This window comes from Streptomyces sp. CB02366 (assembly GCF_001905905.1).
GTDB lineage: Bacteria > Actinomycetota > Actinomycetes > Streptomycetales > Streptomycetaceae > Streptomyces.
Map to the genome: position 1 here is coordinate 1,143,614 of NZ_LIVT01000003.1, position 13,450 is coordinate 1,157,063.

At 71.3% G+C, this 13,450-nt stretch carries 13 protein-coding genes; 9 read left to right on the plus strand and 4 right to left on the minus strand.

The annotated features are described in order from the left end of the window. Positions 1 to 342 precede the first annotated feature (342 nt). The 4 genes from dnaK (at position 343) to AMK24_RS13755 (ending at position 4,575) form a co-directional block, all read left to right on the plus strand. Entirely contained in the window at positions 343 to 2,196 is a 1,854-nt protein-coding gene (dnaK, locus tag AMK24_RS13740; protein ID WP_073768500.1) for a molecular chaperone DnaK, read from the plus strand. Continuing rightward, on the plus strand, positions 2,193 to 2,843 hold the full coding sequence (grpE, locus tag AMK24_RS13745) for a nucleotide exchange factor GrpE (RefSeq protein ID WP_073768502.1): 651 nt from the start codon (positions 2,193 to 2,195) through the stop codon (positions 2,841 to 2,843). Before dnaK ends, grpE begins: the two co-directional genes overlap by 4 nt. A 93-nt stretch (positions 2,844 to 2,936) precedes the next feature. Further along, entirely contained in the window at positions 2,937 to 4,121 is a 1,185-nt protein-coding gene (gene dnaJ, locus AMK24_RS13750; RefSeq protein WP_073768504.1) for a molecular chaperone DnaJ, read from the plus strand. Between the two features lies 1 nt (position 4,122). Beyond that, positions 4,123 to 4,575 carry a heat shock protein transcriptional repressor HspR gene (locus AMK24_RS13755; RefSeq protein ID WP_073768506.1) on the plus strand — a complete coding sequence of 151 codons (453 nt, stop codon included), beginning with the start codon at positions 4,123 to 4,125 and terminating at the stop codon, positions 4,573 to 4,575. Positions 4,576 to 4,716: 141 nt separating this feature from the next. Here the strand turns inward: AMK24_RS13755 and AMK24_RS13760 are convergent, their stop codons facing one another. Both AMK24_RS13760 and AMK24_RS13765 read right to left on the minus strand, forming a co-directional pair. Then, positions 4,717 to 5,241 (minus strand): hypothetical protein, encoded by a 525-nt coding sequence (locus tag AMK24_RS13760; protein WP_073768508.1) that lies wholly within the window; start codon positions 5,239 to 5,241, stop codon positions 4,717 to 4,719. A gap of 368 nt (positions 5,242 to 5,609) precedes the next feature. Then, on the minus strand, positions 5,610 to 6,590 hold the full coding sequence (locus AMK24_RS13765) for a helix-turn-helix transcriptional regulator (RefSeq protein WP_199876424.1): 981 nt from the start codon (positions 6,588 to 6,590) through the stop codon (positions 5,610 to 5,612). Positions 6,591 to 6,778: 188 nt separating this feature from the next. On the opposite strand from AMK24_RS13765, the gene AMK24_RS35170 reads away from it, so the two are divergent. Further along, on the plus strand, positions 6,779 to 6,907 hold the full coding sequence (locus tag AMK24_RS35170) for a hypothetical protein (protein WP_274535072.1): 129 nt from the start codon (positions 6,779 to 6,781) through the stop codon (positions 6,905 to 6,907). Then, positions 6,904 to 7,224, plus strand: a complete 321-nt coding sequence (locus tag AMK24_RS13775; RefSeq protein ID WP_073768512.1) for a (2Fe-2S)-binding protein — start codon at positions 6,904 to 6,906, stop codon at positions 7,222 to 7,224. Before AMK24_RS35170 ends, AMK24_RS13775 begins: the two co-directional genes overlap by 4 nt. 209 nt (positions 7,225 to 7,433) lie before the next feature. On the opposite strand, the gene AMK24_RS13780 is transcribed toward AMK24_RS13775, so the two are convergent. Next, entirely contained in the window at positions 7,434 to 7,835 is a 402-nt protein-coding gene (locus AMK24_RS13780) for a pyridoxamine 5'-phosphate oxidase family protein (protein WP_073768514.1), read from the minus strand. Between the two features lie 312 nt (positions 7,836 to 8,147). Between AMK24_RS13780 and clpB the strand changes: the two genes are divergently transcribed. Next, on the plus strand, positions 8,148 to 10,739 hold the full coding sequence (gene clpB, locus AMK24_RS13785; RefSeq protein ID WP_073768516.1) for an ATP-dependent chaperone ClpB: 2,592 nt from the start codon (positions 8,148 to 8,150) through the stop codon (positions 10,737 to 10,739). A gap of 296 nt (positions 10,740 to 11,035) precedes the next feature. Continuing rightward, positions 11,036 to 11,581 (plus strand): YbjN domain-containing protein, encoded by a 546-nt coding sequence (locus AMK24_RS13790; protein WP_073768518.1) that lies wholly within the window; start codon positions 11,036 to 11,038, stop codon positions 11,579 to 11,581. Between the two features lie 163 nt (positions 11,582 to 11,744). On the opposite strand, the gene AMK24_RS13795 is transcribed toward AMK24_RS13790, so the two are convergent. Continuing rightward, a complete protein-coding gene (locus AMK24_RS13795; protein WP_073768520.1) occupies positions 11,745 to 12,944 on the minus strand; it encodes a pyridoxal phosphate-dependent aminotransferase in 1,200 nt (399 codons plus the stop codon). Positions 12,945 to 13,081: 137 nt separating this feature from the next. On the opposite strand from AMK24_RS13795, the gene AMK24_RS13800 reads away from it, so the two are divergent. Next, entirely contained in the window at positions 13,082 to 13,378 is a 297-nt protein-coding gene (locus AMK24_RS13800; RefSeq protein WP_073768522.1) for a hypothetical protein, read from the plus strand. The last annotated feature ends 72 nt before the right edge of the window (positions 13,379 to 13,450 follow it).

Here is a 13,450-nt window from a genome sequence, read left to right on the forward strand (position 1 = left end):
GCGCGCCGCTTTCTCGCGCCCCGCCTCGCGTCCTGCATCGCGCCCGCCCGGGTTCGAAGGTTCGATGGGGTGACGGTCCACGGTGGAACCTGCCGGTCGGTGACGGTTGCGGCCGTCTCGCGGCATTTTGTGACAGAACGATCCCATGGCGGGACCGTGGGGCGGGTGGTGCGCGAGGGGTGTGGCGTGCTCCGGTGCGGTGGTGTGGCGGTCGCACCTGCGCGGATGTGGTCCGCATAAGCACTTAAGTTGAGCGTGCTCGACTCAGGTCTGTTGACGCATGCGGCGGTGTGATGCATCCTTGAGTCAGATCCACTCAAGTAGTCAGTTGGAGGAATTGAAATGGCACGTGCGGTCGGCATCGACCTGGGCACGACTAACTCCGTCGTCAGCGTTCTCGAAGGCGGCGAGCCCACCGTCATCACCAACGCCGAGGGCGCCAGGACCACGCCGTCCGTCGTCGCCTTCGCCAAGAACGGCGAGGTGCTCGTCGGCGAGGTCGCCAAGCGCCAGGCGGTCACCAACGTCGACAGGACCATCCGCTCCGTCAAGCGCCACATGGGCACGGACTGGAAGATCGACCTCGACGGCAAGAGCTTCAACCCGCAGCAGATGAGCGCCTTCATCCTGCAGAAGCTGAAGCGCGACGCCGAGTCGTACCTGGGCGAGAAGGTGACCGACGCGGTCATCACCGTCCCCGCGTACTTCAACGACTCCGAGCGTCAGGCGACGAAGGAGGCCGGTGAGATCGCGGGCCTGAACGTCCTGCGCATCGTCAACGAGCCGACCGCCGCCGCCCTGGCGTACGGCCTCGACAAGGACGACCAGACGATCCTCGTCTTCGACCTCGGTGGCGGCACCTTCGACGTGTCCCTCCTGGAGATCGGCGACGGCGTCGTCGAGGTGAAGGCCACCAACGGCGACAACCACCTCGGTGGCGACGACTGGGACCAGCGCGTCGTCGACTACCTGGTGAAGCAGTTCGCCAACGGCCACGGCGTGGACCTGTCCAAGGACAAGATGGCTCTCCAGCGTCTCCGCGAGGCCGCGGAGAAGGCGAAGATCGAGCTCTCGTCCTCGACCGAGACCACGATCAACCTGCCCTACATCACGGCGTCCGCCGAGGGCCCGCTGCACCTGGACGAGAAGCTCACGCGCTCGCAGTTCCAGCAGCTGACCGCGGACCTCCTGGACCGCTGCAAGACCCCGTTCCACAACGTCATCAAGGACGCGGGCATCCAGCTCTCCGAGATCGACCACGTGGTCCTCGTCGGCGGCTCCACCCGTATGCCCGCCGTCGCCGAGCTCGTCAAGGAGCTGACCGGCGGCCAGGAGGCCAACAAGGGTGTGAACCCGGACGAGGTCGTCGCCATCGGCGCCTCGCTCCAGGCCGGCGTCCTCAAGGGCGAGGTCAAGGACGTCCTGCTCCTCGACGTCACCCCGCTGTCCCTCGGCATCGAGACCAAGGGAGGGATCATGACCAAGCTCATCGAGCGCAACACCACGATCCCGACCAAGCGGTCCGAGATCTTCACGACGGCCGAGGACAACCAGCCGTCCGTGCAGATCCAGGTCTACCAGGGCGAGCGCGAGATCGCGGCGTACAACAAGAAGCTCGGGATGTTCGAGCTGACCGGTCTGCCGCCGGCCCCGCGCGGCGTGCCGCAGATCGAGGTCGCCTTCGACATCGACGCCAACGGCATCATGCACGTCGCCGCCAAGGACCTCGGCACCGGCAAGGAGCAGAAGATGACCGTCACCGGCGGCTCCTCGCTGCCGAAGGACGAGGTCAACCGGATGCGCGAAGAGGCCGAGAAGTACGCGGAGGAGGACCACGCCCGCCGCGAGGCCGCCGAGTCGCGCAACCAGGGCGAGCAGCTCGTCTACCAGACGGAGAAGTTCCTCAAGGACAACGAGGACAAGGTCCCGGCCGACGTCAAGACGGAGGTGGAGACCGCGGTCGAGGAGCTGAAGGAGAAGCTCAAGGGCGAGGACTCCGCCGAGATCCGCACGGCCACCGAGAAGGTCGCGGCCGTCTCCCAGAAGCTGGGCCAGGCGATGTACGCCAACGCCCAGGCCGAGGGTGCGGCCCCGGGCGCCGAGGCGCCGGGCGACGGCCAGGCCAAGGCCGACGACGACGTCGTCGACGCCGAGATCGTGGACGACGAGAAGGACACCAAGGGCGGTGCGGCGTGACCGAGGAGACCCCGGGCTTCGAGGAGAAGCCCGACGTCCCCTCCGGCGCCACCCCTGACGACGCCGAGCCGAAGGCCGCCGACCCCTCCGAGGAGGAGGCGGCGGCCCCGGCCGGGGACACGGACAAGACCGTCGGCCTGACCGCCCAGCTGGACCAGGCACGCAGCGCGCTCGGCGAGCGCACCGCGGACCTCCAGCGGCTCCAGGCCGAGTACCAGAACTACCGACGCCGCGTGGAGCGGGACCGGGCCGCGGTCAAGGAGGTCGCCGTCGCGAACCTCCTGTCCGAGTTCCTTCCCGTGCTCGACGACGTCGGCCGCGCGCGGGAACACGGCGAGCTGGTCGGCGGCTTCAAGTCGGTGGCGGAGTCGATGGAGACCGTCGTCGCGAAGCTGGGCCTCCAGCAGTTCGGCAAGGAGGGCGAGCCCTTCGACCCGACGATCCACGAGGCCCTGATGCACAGCTACGCGCCGGACGTCACGGAGACGACCTGCGTGGCGATCCTGCAGCCGGGGTATCGCATCGGCGAGCGCACCATCCGCCCCGCGCGGGTGGCCGTCGCCGAGCCGCAGCCGGGCGCCACGCCCGCCGCGGCCCAGGAAGAGAAGACCGACGACGAGGAGAGCGGTGGCACCGAGGAGGTCTGACGACGCGTCTGACCACCTCGGGGCACATCGCGCGGCCCGGCGGCCGGCCCACGGGCCGGCCGCTCGGCCGATCGTCCGGAAGGAGGGACGTCGATGAGCACGAAGGACTTCGTCGAGAAGGACTACTACAAGGTTCTCGGCGTCCCGAAGGACGCCACCGACGCCGAGGTCAAGAAGGCGTACCGGAAGCTCGCCCGCGAGTACCACCCGGACGCCAACAAGGGCGACGCCAAGGCGGAGGAGCGCTTCAAGGAGATCTCCGAGGCGAACGACGTCCTCGGCGACCCCAAGAAGCGCAAGGAGTACGACGAGGCGCGCGCCCTCTTCGGCAACGGCGGCTTCCGGGCCGGCCCCGGCGGTGCGGGCGGCAACTTCAACTTCGACCTGGGCGACCTCTTCGGCGGGGGCGCACCGGGCGGTCAGGGCGGCGCGGGCGGCGGCTTCGGCGGGGGCGGTCTCGGCGACGTCTTCGGCGGGCTGTTCAACCGCGGGGGCGCGGGCGCACGCGTCCAGCCCAAGCGCGGCCAGGACATCGAGTCCGAGGTGACGCTCAGCTTCACCGAGGCGGTCGACGGGGCCACGGTCCCGCTGCGGATGTCCAGCCAGGCGCCCTGCAAGGCGTGTTCCGGCACCGGCGACAAGAACGGCACCCCCAGGGTCTGCCCGACCTGTGTCGGCACCGGCCAGGTCTCGCGCGGCAGCGGCGGCGGATTCTCGCTGACCGACCCCTGCGTGGACTGCAAGGGCCGGGGCCTCATCGCCCAGGACCCGTGCGACGTCTGCAAGGGCAGCGGCCGGGCGAAGTCGGCGCGCACCATGCAGGTGCGGATCCCGGCGGGCGTCTCGGACGGCCAGCGGATCAGGCTGCGCGGCAAGGGCGGCGCGGGCGAACGCGGCGGACCGGCGGGCGACCTCTACGTCGTCGTCCACGTCGACGCCCACCCGGTCTTCGGACGCAAGGGCGACAACCTCACGGTCACCGTGCCCGTCACCTTCCCGGAGGCGACGCTCGGCGGCGAGGTCAAGGTCCCCACGCTCGGCGGCCCCCCGGTCACCCTGAAGCTTCCCGCCGGCACCCCCAACGGGCGTACGATGCGCGCCCGGGGCAAGGGCGCCGTGCGCAAGGACGGCACCCGCGGCGACCTGCTGGTCACCGTGGAGGTCGCGGTCCCCGGGGACCTGGACCAGGAGGCCAGGGACGCCCTGGAGACCTACCGGAAGGCCACCGCGGACGAGGACCCGCGGGCGGAACTGTTCCAGGCGGCGAAGGGAGCTTGAGATGGACGGCCGTCGACGCAATCCGTACCAGCTGACCGATGAGAGCCCGGTGTACGTGATCTCGATCGCGGCCCAGCTCTCGGGCCTCCACCCGCAGACGCTGCGCCAGTACGACCGTCTCGGCCTGGTCTCCCCGGACCGTACGGCCGGGCGCGGCCGGCGCTACTCGGCCCGCGACATCGAGCTGCTGCGCACCGTGCAGCAGCTGTCGCAGGACGAGGGCATCAACCTGGCGGGCATCAAGCGGATCATCGAGCTGGAGAACCAGGTCGCCGCGCTCCAGCAGCGCGTCGCCGAGCTGTCGGCGGCGGTGGACGGCGCGGCGGTCGCCATGCAGCAGCGCGAGGCCCAGGTGCACGCCTCGTACCGCCGCGACCTGGTGCCGTACCAGGACGTGCGGCAGACCGGCGCCCTGGTGGTCTGGCGACCGAAGGCGAAGCGGCCGACGGAGTAGGCGCCGGCCGTCCGCCACAGGCGGGAGAGGGGGGCCGGGAGAGCGGATCGCACGCTCTCCCGGCCCCCCTTTCGCTTACGTGCCGGACGCCCCGCTCACGTGCCGGGCGCCTCGCGTACGTACGTGGGGCGCCCGTCCCCTCTACGGCAGGAACTCGCTGACCGCCTCGACCAGCATCATCCACATCGGCTGGCCGCCGGTGCCGAAGGCGGCCGCCAGCGTGTAGGCGATCGCCGCGTCCAGAGGCTCCACCGAGGCGCCGTCCCGCCACTCGGCCAGGACCCGGCGGTCGCCGCCCGAGGAGAAGTCCCCGAGGCGCTTGCCGTCGCGGAGGAGCCGGCTGCTCGGGATGGAGTCGGGTACGAGCCGGTAGGACGTGCCCGCGCAGCGGACGTCGACGCGGTAGGTGCGGCGGCGGAGCTTTCCCTTGCCGGGCTTGATCGTCGCCTCCCGGCCGTCCACGGTGAGGGTGAGGCGGCGGGGGTCGCGGGTGCCGATGGCGATGTGGTCGTCGACCGCGGCGCCGGGGGCGCGGGTGAGGACGACGCGCGGGATGCGTTCGCCGCTCACGGTGATCGTCCCGCCGTGTTCTCCGGCGAGTTCGACCAGGATGGACCCGAACCGGTCGTCCTCGACGGCGGCGGGCAGGGGGGTGGTGTCGGTCATCTGGGCTTCGTGGTCCTTGGAGTCGTCCGGGTGCGCCGGTGAAGCGCCGCGTCGGCGGATCAGCGGCGCCGGTGCGCCTCTACGATGCCCGAGCCGGCCGGGAGCGCGACGGGCCGGGTGCGGCCGGAGCCGCTGTGGCGGACGGGTCCGGGTGGACGTGCCGGAGGCGGGCGCCGGGGCTGCTCGTGGCGCGGGAATCGACGCGCGCCGCCGGAACGCGTCACGCGCCGGACGCCCGGACCGCCCCGTACGGGCGGGCCACCGGCCCGCGTGATTCGGCCTTTCCCCGGGGCGAGTGCCCTGTTCTGCCGTCGCCGGTGAATACGCGGGGCCCCGCCGGGGCGCGACAGGAGAGAACCGGACGGTTTTCAGGAACCCGGCTCGAGAATCCCCGAGCGTGCTATCAGGTAACCGAGTTGGGCCCGGCTGGTGCTCCCGAGTGTGGCGTTCATCTTGGCTATGTGCGCCCGGCAGGTCCGGACGTTCATTCCCAGGCGGCGGGCGATCGAGTCGTCGACGTGGCCTTCGACGAGGAGTTGGGCGATGGAGCGCTGGACGCCGCTGATTCCGGCCGGGGTGGGGTTGTAGGTGACCTCGTCCAGGAGCGGGGTGGCGCGCTGCCAGAGCTGTTCGAAGACCCTGATGAGGTAGGAGACGAGGCCCGGATGCCGGAGCTCCAGTGCGACGGTCCGGTCGTCCTGGGCGGGTATGAAGGCGACGGTTCGGTCGAAGATGAGCATGCGCTCGACCAATTCCTCCAGGGTGCGGATTTCGACCCCCGCGGCGAGTCGCTCCGCATAGACGAATGTGCCCTGGTGGTGTCGCACGGTGTGCTGATAGAGGGTGCGGATTCCGACGCCCCGGTCGATCACGGCCTTGCCGCGTTCGAGCCCCTTGCTGAGGATGTCCTCGCTGCGGCCGCCCCCGGGCTGGACGGTGAGCACCTCGCTGGTGCAGTCGGCGGTGGCCACGTCGATGGCCGCGTTGATGCGTGTACTGCCTTCCAGCACGGTGATGGCGTGGGTCGTGGGGGGATCCTGGGCGCTGATGTCCATGAAAGGTTCGAAGGACTCGGTCAGTTGCAGGGAATGCCGTCTGCGTTCCTGGATCTCGCGTTCTATGGGGTGCAGATGCTGGGCGAGAGCGGCCGAGGGAGGCATCGGCCGGAGCCAGGCGGCATCGTCCGGATCCGGGTGGAGCAGGGCGAAGTCCATCAGGCAGGGGGCCGGTTCGGCGTCGGCGCGAGGCAGGCGGCCGGTCCTCAGGGCCTGGGCGTAGAGACGCTGTCCCGCATCGCACAGATCGGTGATGCCGTGAGGATGTGCCGCTTTTGTCTCGCTTGTGGCCATATCTCCACCCCCCATGTTCCTGTACCTACAGGAACATGATGCATCGACCCGGTGGTGTTCGAGTGCCCAGGTGGGACATCGTCTTTGGTGCGGGGGAGATGAATCCATCAAGTGAGGACGAAGCCGAAATGTATAAGCGAATGCTTCGCTCGGTGCTTGCCACTGCGTTCGTAGGAACCTTGGCCCTCATGGCGGTGTCCGCCCAGGGGGCCGGGGACATCACCTGGGGCGCCCCGACGGCGGAGTCGGCGCCGACGGCGAACCTGGCCGCGCCCGGTGATATCACCTGGGACTCGACGGCCGCCACGGGCGCATGAGCACCCCGCCGGACGACCGCACCTTCCGGCGCGAGATGGCGACCGCCTATCGCTCAGGGTGGCATTTCATCGATCTGCTCACGGCCCTCCCCCGACGGGGCGATTCGTTGATGGTCACCCTGTTCGGAGAGCCGGTCGTCGTGGTGATGGAGGAGGACGAGGACGTCCGCGCCTATCGCTGTCTCCGCCGGCCGCGTGGTGCGCCGCAGCCGGTTCGCTGTGCCGTCAGGTACGGCATGATCTTCGTCAACCTCGATCAGCGGGACCACGAGCTGTTCGACGCAGAACCCCTTTCCGCCACCCCCCGCAGTGCCTGAGCGATTCCCCCGTCGTCACCCGTCGCTCCAGGCGCTTCCCCCACACAGCGGCGCCACCGTGACCTGAACACGGTGGCGCCGTTGTGCTGCTCCGGGAGCTGAGGCCGGGACCGGAGCCGTTCACCCCGGGCCTGAACCCGGACCCCGGACCCCGGACCCCGGACCCCGGACGTCGGACGTCGGACGTCGGACGTCGGACCCGGACGGTCTCAGACCTTGCCGAGCGCCCGGTCGAGCGTGATCTCGACGACGACCCGGGTCGGGTTGATCCGCGGGGGGCGTCCGTAGCGCTCCTCGTGGCGGGCCTCGGCGTCCTTGACGGCCTCCGGCTCGGTACGGACGACCGCGCGGCCCTCCAGGGTTGCCCAGCGGGCCCGGTCGATCTGGCAGACGGCCACCCGCGCCCCCTCGGGCCCCGCCGCGCGGATGTGGGCGACCTTCCGGCTCCCCCCGTCGGTGATCACGCGCGCCACCCCGGCCTCCGGGTCGTACGTCACGCACACCGGCACCACGTGGGGCGTGCCGTCCGGGCGGGGGGTCGTCAGCGTGGACAGGTGGTTCTCGCGCCAGAACGCGACGTATTCGGGTGAGGGGTTGTGTACGTCTGCCATGGAGGCAGCGTACGAGCCCCCAGGCCGCCGGCCCGCAGCCCCGTGCCCTGCCGTTCGGCGCCGTCCCGTGTCCCGCCGCCGGTCACCGGTCCCGCCGGTCACCGGTCACCGGGTCTGCCGGTCACCGGCCGCCGGTCCGCGGCGTGCGCCCCTGTTTTCCGTGCCCGTTCGCGGCGCCCGTGCCCACCGCATACCGCCCGCGACGCGTGCCGGTCCGCCCTTGAGTGGAGTAGACTCAACTTTGTACACGTTGTTGAAGTCAATGCATGGACCCATGCGCGACCCGCCAGCTGCGAGGAGGAGCAACCACCCGTGGACGCCGAGCTGACCAACAAGAGCCGGGACGCCATCAACGCGGCCACCAGCAGGGCCGTGAAGGACGGGCATCCCGATCTGACTCCGGGGCACCTGCTGCTCGCGCTGCTGGAGGGGCAGGAGAACGAGAACGTCACCGACCTCCTCGCCGCCGTCGAGGCCGACCAGGCCGCCGTGCGCGGCGGGACCGAGCGGCTGCTCGGCGCGCTGCCCAGCGTCACCGGCTCCACCGTCGCCCCGCCGCAGCCCGACCGCGAGCTCCTGGCCGTCGTCCAGGACGCCTCCCAGCGGGCGAAGGAGCTGGGCGACGACTACATCTCCACCGAGCACCTGCTCATCGGGATCGCCGCGAAGGGCGGACGCGCCGGTGAGATCCTCGACGGGCAGGGCGCCAGTGCCAGGAAGCTGCTGGCCGCATTCGAGACGAGCAGGGGAGGGCGTCGGGTGACCACTCCCGATCCGGAGGGCCAGTACAAGGCCCTGGAGAAGTTCGGCACCGACTTCACGGCCGCCGCGCGCGAGGGCAAGCTGGACCCGGTCATCGGCCGCGACCAGGAGATCCGCCGCGTGGTGCAGGTGCTGTCGCGCCGGACGAAGAACAACCCCGTGCTCATCGGGGAGCCCGGTGTCGGCAAGACCGCCGTGGTCGAGGGGCTCGCCCAGCGCATCGTCAAGGGCGACGTCCCCGAGAGCCTCAAGGACAAGCGGCTCGTCTCGCTGGACCTGGGCGCGATGGTCGCGGGGGCCAAGTACCGCGGCGAGTTCGAGGAGCGGCTGAAGACCGTCCTCTCCGAGATCAAGGAGAGCGACGGGCGGATCATCACGTTCATCGACGAGCTGCACACGGTCGTCGGTGCGGGCGCCGGCGGCGACTCGGCCATGGACGCGGGCAACATGCTCAAGCCGATGCTGGCCCGCGGCGAGCTGCGGATGGTCGGCGCGACGACGCTCGACGAGTACCGCGAGCGCATCGAGAAGGACCCCGCCCTGGAGCGCCGCTTCCAGCAGGTGCTGGTCGCCGAACCCACCGTCGAGGACACCATCGCGATCCTGCGCGGGCTCAAGGGCCGTTACGAGGCCCACCACAAGGTGCAGATCGCGGACTCGGCGCTGGTGGCCGCCGCGACCCTCTCCGACCGTTACATCACCTCCCGCTTCCTCCCCGACAAGGCTATCGACCTGGTCGACGAGGCGGCGTCCCGGCTGCGGATGGAGATCGACTCCTCTCCGCTGGAGATCGACGAACTCCAGCGCTCCGTCGACCGGTTGCGCATGGAGGAGCTGGCGCTCAAGAACGAGTCCGACCCCGCCTCCAAGCAGCGTCTGGAGAAGCTGCGCCGCGACCTGGCGGACAAGGAGGAGGAGCTGCGCGGACTCAACGCCCGCTGGGAGAAGGAGAAGCAGGGCCTCAACCGGGTCGGCGAGCTGAAGGAACGGCTCGACGATCTGCGCGGGCAGGCCGAACGCGCCCAGCGGGACGGGGACTTCGACGCCGCGTCCAAGCTGCTGTACGGGGAGATCCCTGGCCTGGAGCGGGAGTTGGAGGAAGCCGCCGAGGCCGAGGAAGAGGCGTCGAAGGACAAGGACACGATGGTCAAGGAGGAGGTCGGTTCGGACGACATCGCGGACGTCGTCGGCGCCTGGACCGGCATCCCGGCCGGGCGGCTGCTGGAGGGCGAGACCCGGAAGCTGCTGCGGATGGAGGACGAGCTGGGCCGGCGGCTGATCGGCCAGACCGAGGCCGTGCAGGCCGTCTCCGACGCCGTACGCCGTACGCGGGCGGGGATCGCGGACCCGGACCGGCCCACCGGCTCGTTCCTCTTCCTCGGCCCCACCGGCGTCGGCAAGACCGAGCTGGCCAAGGCGCTCGCGGACTTCCTGTTCGACGACGAGCGGGCCATGATCCGCATCGACATGAGCGAGTACGGCGAGAAGCACAGCGTCGCCCGGCTCGTCGGCGCCCCGCCCGGTTACGTCGGGTACGAGGAGGGCGGCCAGCTCACCGAGGCCGTCCGCCGCCGCCCGTACAGCGTCGTGCTCCTGGACGAGGTGGAGAAGGCCCACCCCGAGGTCTTCGACGTCCTGCTCCAGGTCCTCGACGACGGCCGGCTCACCGACGGGCAGGGCCGTACGGTCGACTTCCGCAACACCATCCTCGTCCTCACCTCCAACCTCGGCTCCCAGTTCCTGATGGACCCCCTGGTCAAGCCCGAGGTGAAGAAGGAACAGGTGCTGGAAGTGGTCCGGGCCTCCTTCAAGCCGGAGTTCATCAACCGGCTGGACGACCTGGTGGTCTTCTCGGCGCTCTCCGGCGACGAGCTGGCCCACATCGCGGGGCTCCAGATCGACCGGCTGGCCAAGCGGCTCGCCGACCGCCGGCTCACCCTGGACGTCACGCCGGAGGCGCTGGCCTGGCTGGCGGAGGAGGGCAACGACCCGGCGTACGGGGCGCGGCCGCTGCGCCGGCTCATCCAGACCGCGATCGGGGACCGGCTGGCCAAGGAGATCCTGTCCGGCGAGGTCCGCGACGGCGACACCGTACGGGTGGACCGGGGCGAGGACGGGCTGATCGTCGGCCCCGCCGCGTAACCGGAGGCACGGGGCCCGGAGGGCGCGCGCCGCACCGGAGGCCCCCGGTGGCCCTGGGAGGTCGCCGGGCGCACCCTGTGGAGGCCGCCGAGGGCCCTCGGCGGCCCTGGGGGGTCGCCGGGTGCTGTGGAGGTCGCCGGGGGCCGCCGGGGGCGCGGCGGGTGGCCGTGAGGCCCGCGGCGGGCCCCGCCCGCGCACGCCGTCTGTCAGCTTGTGGCGGATAGGGGCCGCGCGGGCTTGCCATGCCCCGCCTGCCATGGGAGAGGATGGCGGCAACCGCACGAAGGGAAATAACGGTGAGCATCGATCCGTCCTCGATTCCTAATTTCGGGGGCCAGCCCGAACCGCAGGCGGCAGGACCGGAGGGCCCCGTCGTCCCTGACCAGGACCTCGTCAAGCAGCTCCTCGACCAGATGGAGCTGAAGTACGTCGTCGACGACGAGGGCGACCTCGCGGCGCCGTGGGAGGAGTTCCGCACGTACTTCATGTTCCGCGGCGAGGCGGAGCAGCAGGTCTTCTCGGTCCGTACGTTCTACGACCGCCCGCACGACCTGGACCAGCGTCCCGTCCTGCTGGACGCCATCGACGACTGGAACCGCCGCACCCTGTGGCCCAAGGTCTACACCCACGCCCACGAGGGCGAGGGCGACGAGGCGGGTTCCGTCCGGCTGATCGGTGAGGCGCAGATGCTCATCGGCACCGGCGTGAGCCTGGAGCACTTCGTCTCCTCGACGGTGAGCTGGGTGCGCGCCTCGATCGAGTTCGACAAGTGGCTGGTCGAACACCTCGGCCTCCAGCCCGCCGAGGACAAGCCGGAGGGCGAGGAGCCCGCGGGCGCCTGAGCCCCTGCGACGAAGGCCCCGGTCCGGGAGGCCCCGGTCCGGAAAGTCCCGGTCCGGAAGGCCCGGCGACGAAGGCCACGGCCCGGGAGGCGGTCACCACGACCGGCTCCCGGGCCGTTTCCGTGGGCGGGCCCGTCGCCGTGTCCGGGCCGCCGTCCCGTGCTCAGCCCAGTCCGCCCAGCCGTTCCACCGCCTCCTCCAGCACTTCGTCCTTCTTGCAGAAGGTGAAGCGGACCTGGCTACGGCCTGCCTCGGGGTCGTCGTAGAAGACCGAGTTGGGTACCGCCGCCACCCCGCAGCGCTCCGGCAGGGCGCGGCAGAAGGCGTAGGCGTCCTTCTCGCCCAAGGGGGCGATGTCGGTGGTGATGAAGTACGTCCCCTGCGGCTCGTACACCCGGAAGCCCGCCGCCCGCAGCCCCTCGGCCAGCAGGTCCCGCTTGCGGAGCATGTCCGCGCGGAACCCCGCGAAGAACGTGTCCGGCAGGGCCAGCGCCTCCGCGATCGCGTACTGGAAGGGGCCGCCGCTCACGAAGGTCAGGTACTGCTTCGCCGAGCGCACCGCCGCCACCAGCGGCGCGTCCCCGGTGACCCAGCCCACCTTCCAGCCCGTGTACGAGAACGTCTTGCCCGAGGACGAGATCGAGACCGTGCGACCGCGCATCCCCGGGAGCGCGGCGATCGGGTGGTGCGCCCCCGTGAAGACCAGGTGCTCGTACACCTCGTCGGTGACCACCAGCAGGTCGTGCTCCACCGCGAGGGCGGCGATCCCGGCCAGTTCGTCCGGGGTGAGCACGGCGCCGGTCGGGTTGTGCGGGGTGTTCAGGAGCAGCAGGCGGGTGCGCGGGGTGATCAGGGAGCGCAGTTCGTCGAGGTCGGGGCGGAAACCGGGAGCGCGCAGGGTGAGCGGAACGCGCCGCGCGCCCGCCATGGCGATGCAGGCGGCGTACGAGTCGTAGTACGGCTCGAACGCGATGACCTCGTCCCCGGGCTCCAGGAGGGCCAGCAGGGAGGCGGCGATCGCCTCGGTGGCCCCGGTGGTCACCAGCACCTCCGTCTCCGGGGACCAGCTCAGGCCGTAGAAGCGCTCCTGATGGGCGGCGACGGCGGCGCGCAGTTCCGGCACGCCGGGGCCCGGCGGGTACTGGTTGCCGTGCCCGGCGCGCAGCGCCCGGACCGCCGCCTCGCGGATCTCCTCGGGGCCGTCGGCGTCGGGGAAGCCCTGGCCGAGGTTGATCGAACCGGTCCGCACGGCCAGTGCGGACATCTCGGCGAAGATCGTCGTGCCGAACGCGGCGAGGCGGCGGTTGAGCAGCGGCCGCCCCTCCCGTGCCGGGGCTGGCTGAGTGGCTCGTCCCTGTGTCATGAGCGCCATCCTGGGCCGAAGCTCTGGACTTGCTCAAGTGCGCTTTGGCGCGCGAGGCGCGGGGGAATCCCCCTCTCACACATCGACGGGGAAGCGACGGGGGACCTCGCTTCGGGGGAAGAAGGGCGGTGGGGCGCATGGGTGTCCTCATCTCGGCAGTGGCGGTCGTGGTCGTCGTCGGAGGGCTGCTGGCCGTGCGGCGGTCGGCGTCCGGCGGGTCGCCGAAGTCCAAGGCCAGGGCGAAGGGGCGGGCGGGGGCCGGTCGCCGGCGTTCCGGGGGCGGAGGGTCCTCCGACGGCGGAGGCGGCGGGTGGGTGAGCGGCGACTCCGGCTCGGGCGACTCGGGCTCGGGCGGCCACTCCTGCGGAGGCGGCTCGTCCTGCGGGGGCGGTTCGTCCTGCGGTGGTGGCGGCGGTTGCGGCGGCGGCAGCTGACGGAGGAGCGGACCGGGGGCCGGGACCGGCCGCCCCGAGGCGGCCAGGGGCCGGGCCGTCGGCCGGGGCCCG

Bases quoted from the DNA above. Each gene is read 5' to 3' on its own strand.
- dnaK (WP_073768500.1), top strand. From the start codon at position 343: ATGGCACGTGCGGTCGGCATCGACCTGGGCACGACTAACTCCGTCGTC.
- dnaJ (WP_073768504.1), top strand. From the start codon at position 2,937: ATGAGCACGAAGGACTTCGTCGAGAAGGACTACTACAAGGTTCTCGGC.
- AMK24_RS13755 (WP_073768506.1), top strand. From the start codon at position 4,123: ATGGACGGCCGTCGACGCAATCCGTACCAGCTGACCGATGAGAGCCCG.
- AMK24_RS13760 (WP_073768508.1), bottom strand. From the start codon at position 5,241: ATGACCGACACCACCCCCCTGCCCGCCGCCGTCGAGGACGACCGGTTC.
- AMK24_RS13765 (WP_199876424.1), bottom strand. From the start codon at position 6,590: ATGGCCACAAGCGAGACAAAAGCGGCACATCCTCACGGCATCACCGAT.
- AMK24_RS35170 (WP_274535072.1), top strand. From the start codon at position 6,779: ATGGCGGTGTCCGCCCAGGGGGCCGGGGACATCACCTGGGGCGCCCCG.
- AMK24_RS13775 (WP_073768512.1), top strand. From the start codon at position 6,904: ATGAGCACCCCGCCGGACGACCGCACCTTCCGGCGCGAGATGGCGACC.
- AMK24_RS13780 (WP_073768514.1), bottom strand. From the start codon at position 7,835: ATGGCAGACGTACACAACCCCTCACCCGAATACGTCGCGTTCTGGCGC.
- AMK24_RS13795 (WP_073768520.1), bottom strand. From the start codon at position 12,944: ATGACACAGGGACGAGCCACTCAGCCAGCCCCGGCACGGGAGGGGCGG.
- AMK24_RS13800 (WP_073768522.1), top strand. From the start codon at position 13,082: ATGGGTGTCCTCATCTCGGCAGTGGCGGTCGTGGTCGTCGTCGGAGGG.